Source organism: Oleiphilus sp. HI0086, assembly GCF_001635225.1.
Genome location: NZ_LWFZ01001079.1, coordinates 1 through 1,295, shown reverse-complemented (window position 1 = coordinate 1,295; position 1,295 = coordinate 1). Strand labels below are relative to the sequence as shown.

2 protein-coding genes are annotated in these 1,295 nt (G+C 43.9%); both read left to right on the top strand.

Going from position 1 to position 1,295, the window contains the following annotated elements; all coding sequences use genetic code 11:
• The coding region (locus A3756_RS27980) for a hypothetical protein (protein ID WP_068554314.1) at positions 1-729 on the top strand (729 nt) is incomplete at its 5' end.
• Positions 730-894: 165 nt separating this feature from the next.
• Positions 895-1,254 carry a glutathione S-transferase N-terminal domain-containing protein gene (locus A3756_RS19120; protein WP_068509001.1) on the top strand — a complete coding sequence of 120 codons (360 nt, stop codon included), beginning with the start codon at positions 895-897 and terminating at the stop codon, positions 1,252-1,254.
• Positions 1,255-1,295: the final 41 nt, after the last annotated feature.

Below are 1,295 nucleotides of genomic sequence, written 5' to 3'. Positions count from 1 at the left end.
ATGTCTGCTTTTAGACACTTTTTACCTATGATTGTCTGCGCGATGCTGGCTGGACTGCTCTCTGGAGCAAGCTACGCCACAGATAATAAGCGGTTTGAATCGTCCGTTCGAATTGGTTACGTACCTCATCTTTCTTTCAAAGTTGATAACGGTATTGCTTCAGGAAGTCTTGCAAATTTGATGGAATGCTCGAGCGCATACTTTTCTCATGTCGAGTTTGTCGAAATGCCAGACTACTCATTCATGGAAGGTGCGCTTGATAGTAATGTGATTGATATTGGTTTGAATATGGTCAAGACCAAATCGCGGGATAAAGTCGCTGAATATGCCTTTGACCTATATACCTCACGTATTTTACTCGTGGGTAATGGTAATTCCCGAAACAATCAAGGTGCAGGTATTCTTGCGGTTAAACAAGGCAGTGATATCGATATTTTGTTGTTGGCTAAGGGCTATCAAGTTAACACTCAAGCTTATTCGATTGATAGGCTGATCGAGATGTATCGTGAAGGACTCATTAATTCATTTGCAGAGTCAGAAGTGAGTATCTTTGATGCGCTTCAGGCTTTGGATGCGGATGAGGTCGATTATGATTATGAAGTACTGGCCGAAGCCGCTGGCGGAGCTTATGTCGCTAAGCACTTCTTGAAAAATAACCCCTCAGTGATTAAAGACTGGCAGCAAGTAACGAGTGTTTGTGCTTACCTTGCACCCAAGATCGAATTATAAGTAGATCCTGTTGTCAGGCCTATGCTCCCTTGATTCGGGCTGATCATCCCTAGGAAATTATGCCTCTTTTCTGATAGAATCCGCGTGCGCCGTAGAGATAGCTGTATAAGTTTTGTGCAGTTTTACGGTGCCATATTCTAGCGATTTACGAAAGAGGTTCGTTGCATGTCTGTTGTTCGATGGCTATTAGGCCGTATTATTCTATTAGTTGATTTTCTGTTTAAGCCTCGTAAACCCAAGCTTTCCAGCGAGAAGCAGTTAGAACTGGACGCGGCGACGCAGAACATATCGCTATATCAGTATGCTGCCTGTCCATTTTGCGTAAAGGTTCGATGGGCTGCGCGTCGTCAGGGCTTAAATATTGAGACTCGTGATGCGAAACGCAATAAGCAGTTTGCTGAAGAGCTACAGTCCGGTGGAGGAAAGCTTAAGGTGCCATGCTTAAGAATAGAAAAAGATGGTGAGCAACAATGGATGTATGAGTCGTCAGATATTATTTCTTATCTTCAAGAGCAATATACATAAGAGAGTCCTGCAGAGGGCCCCAGCCCTCGCTATGCGGAGTT